We start from the raw sequence: 7,859 nt of genomic DNA on the forward strand, positions 1-7,859 counted from the left end.
GGTATTGCTATGACCAAATTTTACGGATTTTTCAGTCTCTTATTGCTAATAATCGGTCTCTTTGCCTTCCTGGTTTACCACTCCATTCTTATATCTTCCTCCCAGCATCCCATCCCGGCTGACGCGATCGCTGGTAAAACCGTCTTTCAAAAGAAAGCCTGCATTGAGTGTCATACCATTTTCGGCAACGGTGGCTATATGGGGGGGGATCTTACCAAGATTTACGGTCAAAAAGGGGAAGAAGCCATTACCAGATACTTGACAGATCCGCCGTTCCTAAGCGGTGCCAAATCCATGCGCCATGACCGGCTGAACCCAACGGAAGCCGAGGCAATGGCAGCTTACCTCCGTTTTTTAAATAGCATCGATACTGCCGGCTGGCCGCCGCACAATGTGAAGAACACTCCTGTCGGCGGGAAGTAAGCAAAGACACCATATAAAAGGGAGAAAAAAATGTTCATTTCCAAAAAACTATGCTATAAATATGCCCTGACGACTTTTTTATTGTTTGGTCTTCAGGGGATCATGTCCCTGGGCGGAGGGCTGACAACCGCATTTCCCGATTTTCCCTCGCCGATTCCCTATACGGCCGGCAGGTCCTTTCACCTCAACATCAGTATTATGTGGCCGCTGTTTGGCATGATGGGCATCGTCTATTATTTCTTCTGCAGTGAAGCCGGCCGGGAGATCTACAGCCTGAAACTGATCGAAGCGAATTACTGGCTGTTTTTGGCGACGATTCTGATCATACTCGGCTCGCTGCTTTTGGGGTTTAACCAAGGTATCGAGTATCTGGAAGCACTGCCAATTCTTAAGGTGGGAGTGGCGATTTCCATCAGCATGCTGCTTTACAATTTATTCCGGACCTATCGGGCATCAGCGATGCCGAAAAGCCGGGCCACTTTGGTGAGTATTTTGGCGGGGAGCTTGACCCTGGTTGTTTTTTTTATTCCCAACATTTTGGGTTATTCTCATCCGGTGGCCGAAGAATTTATCAAGTTCTGGGTGGTGCATCTGTGGGAGGAGATGAGCTTGGAGCTGCTGGGCTTCGGTGTGCTAGCGGCAGCTCTCGTGACCCTGCCGGGGATGCAGCGAGCCGTTCTTGAAAACGTGCTGTATCTGGATATGAGTATTATGGTTATAACCGGAATTTTTGCTACCGGGCACCATTATTACTGGATCGGAGGGCCCTATTACTGGATCTGGGTAGGCGGTGCGTTCAGCGCGGTGCAGATCGTTCCGACCCTGTTGCTGCTGTATTCTCTTGTGAAAACCGTAAAAACAAAATATTTTTTCCGGCTGGGACAAAGGGAAACCATCGTCATGGCGATGATTGCCTGCAGCATGTTTTATCATATCTTTGGGGCGGGAGTACTGGGATTTTTGATGGCTATCCCGTCCGTGAACCGGTATATTCACGGCACTTATATCACCTCGGCCCATTCCCATCTGGCTCTCTTTGGTGTATTCGGCTTTTTGGTGCTGGCCTTGAGCTATTATATTTTTTTCGCAGAAATCCCACTGGATCAAAAAAGCTATCAATATAGCGGTATGGGGATCCTTTTAATCAATGGAGGACTTCTCATTATGGCCATCTCCCTGTTGGCTTCTGGCGGAATGCAGGCGTATTTCTGGCATGTTTCGGGATTTTCGGTGGCTCAAACCCGTCAGGTGATTTTCCCCTGGCTGGTGCTGCGGCTGGCAGGAGGGCTTACATATACTGCCGGCAGCTCTCTTTTGACCTACGTTATCATCAAAAAAGCCTGGAGTCATTTTCCCCTTTGTTTTCCTCCGCTGCAGTCACTCAAGGCGCTGCCTGGATTGGGGTTTGAGGAACTACACGGCAGATTTCGGCAATTGGCGGTTACGGCGGGCAGACTGGAACAGGCNTTAGAATAAAACGAAAGTATTGCTGGAGCAGTATCTGAAAACAAGACCATAAGCAAGCCCCCCGTCTGTTGGTGCAGACGGGGGGCTGTTATTTCCGGCATGTTCCTTTGCAAACTGTCTGTTTGGCGAAATTGTCGCAAAAGGCGGTCTTAGCCGCCCGGTGGCAGTGATTGATCAAACCGGGCTTTTAATGCAGCCAGTTCGCCGTGGATCTGATTCAGCTCATCCTGTAGCTTTATTTCCGCCTCTTTTGACGCGTTGTTTGTATATCGCTGGTTTAATAGTTCAGCTAAGAGAGCAAGAAAATCGCCGAGTACAGTCAATGCCAAGGCCAGGATTACAAGCCTGTTTATACTATCGCCATTCATGCCGCTACCTCTCATCCCAATTGCTCTCTTGCATAGTTCTGATATAATTTATGGCGCTTAAAATAGTTTGGTGCCGGTAATCGGTTTTGTCTGGAAAGGTGCATTGGGTTACGACTCACCTAAATCATTGTATCGCAATATGATGTAATGAGATCCTATTGTATACAACTACAGGCAACGAGGAGTGAGGAAGTGTTAAATCAATTAAAAGGCAGGCTGGGTAGACCGGTGGCGCTTGAATTGTCAAATGGAACGAAACTATATGGGGAATTAGTGGAGGTCGATGAAACTACCCTGCGGCTGGGTACTGACGAAGGAATGGCCACTTTACGGGTGGATTCGGTGCAAATTGTCTGGGAAGAGGAAGACCCCCTGTCGGAAAGTGACTTTGAAGAGATTTTGCGACAGGTGGAAGGCACTGACCAGGCCCGCTATCAGTGTTTTGGCTATGGCGGCTTCTTATGCCCGCAAAGCTATACCTGCAGGCCGCCCCATGGCTGCAGACGGTTTTTCTGTCCCAGACGATTCTTCAGTTCTTCCTGGCAACCCCAACCACCTTGGCAGCCGCCTTGGCAACCTCAACCGCCCTGGCAGCCAAAACCGCCACAGCCACCAAAGCCGAACGTACCTTGTATAAGTAAGTTTGTCGGTTTTGCGCCTCCCAGAGAAGCTGATGATACAAAGGAAAATAGCGATAGAGTAGAGAATGAGAACAAGGAACAGAACAATGACTGAGCCAAATCACATGCAATGGTTGCATCAAATTGCAGATTTTATCGGGGAGTACCCAGGGCGGAATCCGGGGTACTCCCCCCAAGCTCTTATGGCGGATTTGAGGAAACACTTTGGCCTCAAAAAAACGGATGCCGAAAAATTGGTGCAGCTGATGTCCCGGGAAATGAACCGCTTTGTTCTGGCATCTTTGGAATTGAATCTGACCTTTCACTGCAATTTAGCCTGCGAATACTGTTTTGTCCATAACCGGAGTCCTGAGGACCGGATGGATTTCGTCACGGCGGCAAAGGCAATTGATCTGCTTCTGACCCAGGGATATCCGAACGTGACTATCACTCTGATTGGCGGCGAACCCTTGCTGGAATTTGAACTTATCCAAAAAATCGTGCCTTATGCTCTGGAAAATGCCCAAAAAAGAAATATTGCCGTCGAGTGGGCTGTAACCACCAACGGCACATTGATCAACGAAGCTATGCTTGCTTTTTTTTCTAAATATCGGATCAATCTGTTGCTGAGCCTGGACGGCGGTCCGGAAACTCATGACCGATATCGAAAGACGAAAAATGGCGAAGGAACCTGGCAGCAGATCGTGGCTTTGATCCCGCTGCTGCGGCAATACCAGGGCTGGCTTGGAGCCAGAATGACAGTGAGCATCGAGGCTGTCGACAGTATGAGGCAGGATTTCAGACAGCTGGTTGACCTGGGCATCAATCAGTTTATTATTGCCCCGGCACAGGGCGCCAGGCTTTGGAGCCAGGAAGAAATTCGACGGTACAGCCTGGGCCTTGCCGCTATACAGCAGGACTATTATGCTCTGAAAGAAGCCGGCGCCAGCCTATACATTGAAGAATTCGAGACTGTGATAAAACCAGACGGCAGCTGGGGCTGCCAGGCGGGAGCCACATCTCTTGCCGTGGCTCCTAACGGCGATGTCAGCCCTTGTTCGAAACTGCTTGGGCTGACATCGAAAAAAGGGCAATGCATCATCGGCAATGTGCATTCCGGGATCGATTATGGCCTTCTGGCGCCTTTCCAAATATCCAAAAGCCGCCATTTGCCCCAATGCAGCCAATGCAGCCATCCCTGCAATGGCGGGTGCTATGCGGTTAATTATGAACAAACCGGCGACCACTTTACGCCATCAGAAGAAAATTGCCGGTTCTGGGCCGTACATCAGGAAATTGCCCGTTGGGTTAAGATAGCTGCTAAGGATGATGACTGCTCTTCCTACTCTAATTCCGTTGTTTGAGATCCAGCCAGCTCTCCCTGGTTAGAAAGCTTTCGTCCACATTGCTTTCCATTTCCAGAAACATTTTATAGGGAACGCTGAACGACAGGATATCCTTATCCAATTGTTTCCGGACGGTTATATCCGTCAGTCCGATGACTCCTCGAGGGTTATCGGATTTTCCTTCATTCAGCGGGATGATGCCGATGGTATGACAGCCGGCCCCCCAGGGGACGATTACGTTATCGCCGCCGTCCCGGCCATAGTTGGCCAGGGTCACCATGGCGGAAATCTGATCCGGCGTACAGAGAAAAACGATGACTTCCGGCTTTTCCTCAGGCAGGAGTTCCGCCAGAGACTTAAAGATGATGTATTCGGCCGAGACATCATAATAAGGCAGAGCATCAGCGAAGGACTTGGCAAATGCCGGATTTTTCTTGTAGGCTTCGCCGTGTCTCAGGGCCGGCATATTCCGGACGATGTTTTTCCCTGCCTCGCTTTCACAGAAGGCAGGATTGCCTTTCGATAAAAAATACTCTATGCCTCCCGGAAAATCCAGATATGTGTTGCCAAATCCAAGGCCCGCGCCGCCGCCGATGCAGCCATGGGTCTTGCGGTCAAACACGGCGGTCCTTCCCTTGGCGGCTGCATTCAGCATGGACACAATACAGCCCCAGCGCCCTTCCTGAAATTGAATGGCAGCTGCCGGTTTCTCCGCGCCAAAGAGAATGGCTACTGGAGAATATCTTGTACCGATAGCTTGGGAAATCTTACTGTTCATGTTGCTTCACCTCTTCTTTTTTTGAATATAAAGCTTCAATCTTTTTGCCGGATTGGTTAAATTATACCATAGCACAAAGCCAATCAGCGTAATAGTATTGAATATTTGAAAAAAATCCAATTTATCCGGTGCGATTTAATATTTGATAAATTATGGTAGATAGGATATGATGAGATTAGCAATAAAGATTATTAACCAGGAGGGCTGAAAATGGAAAAATCATTTTTCACGGCGGTAAAGGCCAGAAGAAGTTATTATGGGATCAGTAAAGAAAGTGTCATTACGGAGGAGAGCCTGACAGAAATCGTGAACAATGCGGTACAGTACACTCCCTCCGCCTTCAATTCCCAAAGCGCCCGCGTCGTCCTGCTCCTCGGGGAACAACATACTAAGCTCTGGGACATGACTGAAAATGAGTTGAAGAAACTTGTGCCGGCTGATAAATTTGCCCCTACAGCGGAAAAAATCAATTCGTTCCGTAATGGCTGCGGTTCCGTACTCTTTTTTGAAGACCTGAGCGTAATTGAAGGCCTGCAGAGCCAGTTCCCTCTGTATAAAGCCAACTTTCCGATATGGTCCCACCATGCGTCCGGCATGTTGCAGCATGTGATCTGGGTTGGGCTGGAAGAGGCAGGATTGGGTGCTTCTTTGCAGCATTATAATCCACTCATCGACGCCGAAGTCAAACAGACCTGGCATATCCCCGACAAATGGCAGCTCATTGCCCAGATGCCTTTCGGCAAGCCGACGGCAGAGCCGGAGGCCAAGGATTTTCAGCCATTAAGCGACCGGGTCAGGATTTATAAATAAGTAAAAATCTTCTCCGGCAGCAAAGTTCAGGAGCGACAAAAAATAGGAAATATGCGCTGGTGGATTTTTTTGCCTGCGGCTATATCACATAACGAGACAAAAGCCTCGTATGAAATAGGACGAAAGTCTGATAGTCGGGGTGGAATCTATGCGCTACAATGAGACTATTATATATACAATAATAGTAAAACCTGGATTTACAAACCAATCTTTTAATATGACTCTTAGTCCTGGCAATTCACCGCACTCTTTTATGCAATTGCTCCCGGTTGAACTGAATCATGGAAGGTGACCGTATGCTTCTCTCCAAGAATCCGATTTCCCTGCTTGCCCTCATTATCTCCTTATCCCTCCCCGCCCCTCTCCTCGCCGCCCCCAGCGACACTGACCTCAAAACCCAGGAAGAATTCCTGCGCCAGCAAGAACAGCGACTTGCCGCCAAACAAGCCCAGGAAGACAGCCAAAAGCGCAGCCAGCAACCCATGACTCGTCTTGGCAAAGAAAAGAAGACCCTCGCCAAAATCACCCTCCCTCAGGAAACTCCCAGTTTCCTTATCCGAAAAATCTATCTTCGCGGCCCCCGTCACCGACAATTTTCCTGGATCGCACGCTACCTCCAACAATATGAAAATCAGGCTATCGGCCTCCAGGGCATCAACCTCCTCGTCAAAACCGTCAACGAAGCCCTTGTGGACCGGGGATACATCACCAGCCGCATTTATGTTAGAGAACAAGACATAGCGGCTGGCATTTTATTTTTCGACTTGGCCCCCGGCACCGTCGGCCACATCCGCTTCGCCGAATCCGACACCTGGGGCACCTGGAAAAACGCCTTCCCCCTCCGTTCAGGCGACCTCCTCAATATTCGGGACCTCGAGCAAGGCCTCGAACAAATGCGCCGTCCCTCCTCCCAAGACGCCGACATCCAAATCCAACCCTCCGACACCCCCGGCCAGAGCGACATTCTCATTACCGTCCAACGCAAAAAGAACTGGCAAATCCTCACCACCCTCGACGACTCCGGCGCCAAAAGCACCGGCCAACTGCAAGCCTCACTCTCCTTCGGCCTCGACAACCTCCTGTCCGCCAACGACATCTTGACCCTCTCCTTCAATCAAGACGCCGAAAACCAAGGCGAAAAGCGCGGCACCCGCTCCAACAGCCTCTCCTACTCCATCCCCTTCGGCCGGCAAACCCTCAGCTTCAGCCAATCCGACAACACCTATCACCAAACCGTAGCCACCGCGCTGGAACCCTTTCAATATTCCGGAGAAAGCCAAGAACAGCAACTCATCCTCACTCAGCTTCTTCACCGGGACCAAAGCCGCAAAACTAACCTCGAACTCGCCGTCATCCACAAACAACGCCGCAGCTACATCCAAGACGCCGAAATCACCGTCCAGCGACAAGACACCACCGCCGCCCGCATCGGCCTGACTCACCGGCAATACTTCGGCCAAACCGTCCTCGACACCGCCCTCCGCTACCAAAAAGGCGTCCCCTGGGGCGATGCCCGCCCCGGCGTCACCGATGACCAGCCGGGCCAAGCCACCACCCTCTACGACCTCTACTCCCTCGACTTAAACCTGGATATGCCCGCCTCCTTCGTCCCCATTCCCAACAGCCGCTACTCTCTCCACCTCCGGGGCCAAACCACCAATGATCTCCTCTATGGCTCCGAACTCTTCAGCATCGGCGGCCGCTACACCGTTCGCGGCTTTGACGGCGAACAAACCCTATCCGCTGAAAGCGGCTTCTTTATCCGCAATGAAATCCAGATCCCCCTCAATAAAACCAACCAACTCTACACCGCCTTAGACTACGGCCGGATTACCGGCCCCTCCACCCAATACCTTCTAGGCAAACAACTCTGGGGCAGCGCCGTCGGATTCCGGGGAGCCATGAAACACATTCCCCTCCAATACGACGCCTTCATCGGCTGGCCGCTAAACAAACCGGAGGGATTTGAAACCGCCGATCAGACCTACGGCTTTCAACTCCTCCTGCAGCTCTAAACCATTGAACCGAGGTGACCCCATGGCAATCA

8 protein-coding genes are annotated in these 7,859 nt (G+C 50.6%); 6 read left to right on the forward strand and 2 right to left on the reverse strand.

Features of this window, described 5'->3' with window-relative positions; all coding sequences use genetic code 11:
• Both ALO_RS04315 and ALO_RS04320 read left to right on the forward strand, forming a co-directional pair.
• A partial coding sequence (locus ALO_RS04315; RefSeq protein ID WP_004093220.1) for a c-type cytochrome occupies positions 1-423 on the forward strand: 423 nt, incomplete at its 5' end.
• 30 nt (positions 424-453) lie between these two features.
• On the forward strand, positions 454-1,899 hold the full coding sequence (locus ALO_RS04320; protein ID WP_004093221.1) for a cbb3-type cytochrome c oxidase subunit I: 1,446 nt from the start codon (positions 454-456) through the stop codon (positions 1,897-1,899).
• A 140-nt stretch (positions 1,900-2,039) separates the two neighbouring features.
• On the opposite strand, the gene ALO_RS04325 is transcribed toward ALO_RS04320, so the two are convergent.
• Complete coding sequence (locus ALO_RS04325; protein WP_040292709.1) at positions 2,040-2,258, reverse strand: hypothetical protein; 219 nt, start codon at positions 2,256-2,258, stop codon at positions 2,040-2,042.
• A gap of 192 nt (positions 2,259-2,450) precedes the next feature.
• Between ALO_RS04325 and ALO_RS04330 the strand changes: the two genes are divergently transcribed.
• Both ALO_RS04330 and ALO_RS04335 read left to right on the forward strand, forming a co-directional pair.
• Positions 2,451-2,993: a hypothetical protein gene (locus ALO_RS04330; RefSeq protein WP_004573125.1), complete on the forward strand. Its 543-nt coding sequence runs from the start codon at positions 2,451-2,453 to the stop codon at positions 2,991-2,993.
• A gap of 142 nt (positions 2,994-3,135) precedes the next feature.
• Positions 3,136-4,242 carry a radical SAM/SPASM domain-containing protein gene (locus ALO_RS04335; RefSeq protein WP_238528206.1) on the forward strand — a complete coding sequence of 369 codons (1,107 nt, stop codon included), beginning with the start codon at positions 3,136-3,138 and terminating at the stop codon, positions 4,240-4,242.
• Here ALO_RS04335 and ALO_RS04340 read toward each other — a convergent pair.
• Complete coding sequence (locus tag ALO_RS04340; RefSeq protein ID WP_004573127.1) at positions 4,226-5,002, reverse strand: DUF169 domain-containing protein; 777 nt, start codon at positions 5,000-5,002, stop codon at positions 4,226-4,228. The genes ALO_RS04335 and ALO_RS04340 overlap by 17 nt on opposite strands.
• Positions 5,003-5,212: 210 nt before the next feature.
• Here ALO_RS04340 and ALO_RS04345 point away from each other — a divergent pair, with 210 nt between their 5' ends.
• Both ALO_RS04345 and ALO_RS04350 read left to right on the forward strand, forming a co-directional pair.
• The gene (locus tag ALO_RS04345) at positions 5,213-5,812 is read left to right on the forward strand and encodes a nitroreductase family protein (protein ID WP_004573128.1); all 600 of its coding nucleotides are present in this window, start codon (positions 5,213-5,215) and stop codon (positions 5,810-5,812) included.
• 281 nt (positions 5,813-6,093) lie between these two features.
• Positions 6,094-7,827 (forward strand): ShlB/FhaC/HecB family hemolysin secretion/activation protein, encoded by a 1,734-nt coding sequence (locus tag ALO_RS04350; RefSeq protein ID WP_040292711.1) that lies wholly within the window; start codon positions 6,094-6,096, stop codon positions 7,825-7,827.
• The last annotated feature ends 32 nt before the right edge of the window (positions 7,828-7,859 follow it).

This window comes from Acetonema longum DSM 6540 (genome assembly GCF_000219125.1).
Lineage (GTDB): Bacteria > Bacillota > Negativicutes > Sporomusales > Acetonemataceae > Acetonema > Acetonema longum.

Excerpts from the sequence above, each read along its gene's own strand:
- ALO_RS04340 (WP_004573127.1), bottom strand. The coding sequence starts at position 5,002 with ATGAACAGTAAGATTTCCCAAGCTATCGGTACAAGATATTCTCCAGTA.
- ALO_RS04345 (WP_004573128.1), top strand. The coding sequence starts at position 5,213 with ATGGAAAAATCATTTTTCACGGCGGTAAAGGCCAGAAGAAGTTATTAT.
- ALO_RS04325 (WP_040292709.1), bottom strand. The coding sequence starts at position 2,258 with ATGAATGGCGATAGTATAAACAGGCTTGTAATCCTGGCCTTGGCATTG.
- ALO_RS04350 (WP_040292711.1), top strand. The coding sequence starts at position 6,094 with ATGGAAGGTGACCGTATGCTTCTCTCCAAGAATCCGATTTCCCTGCTT.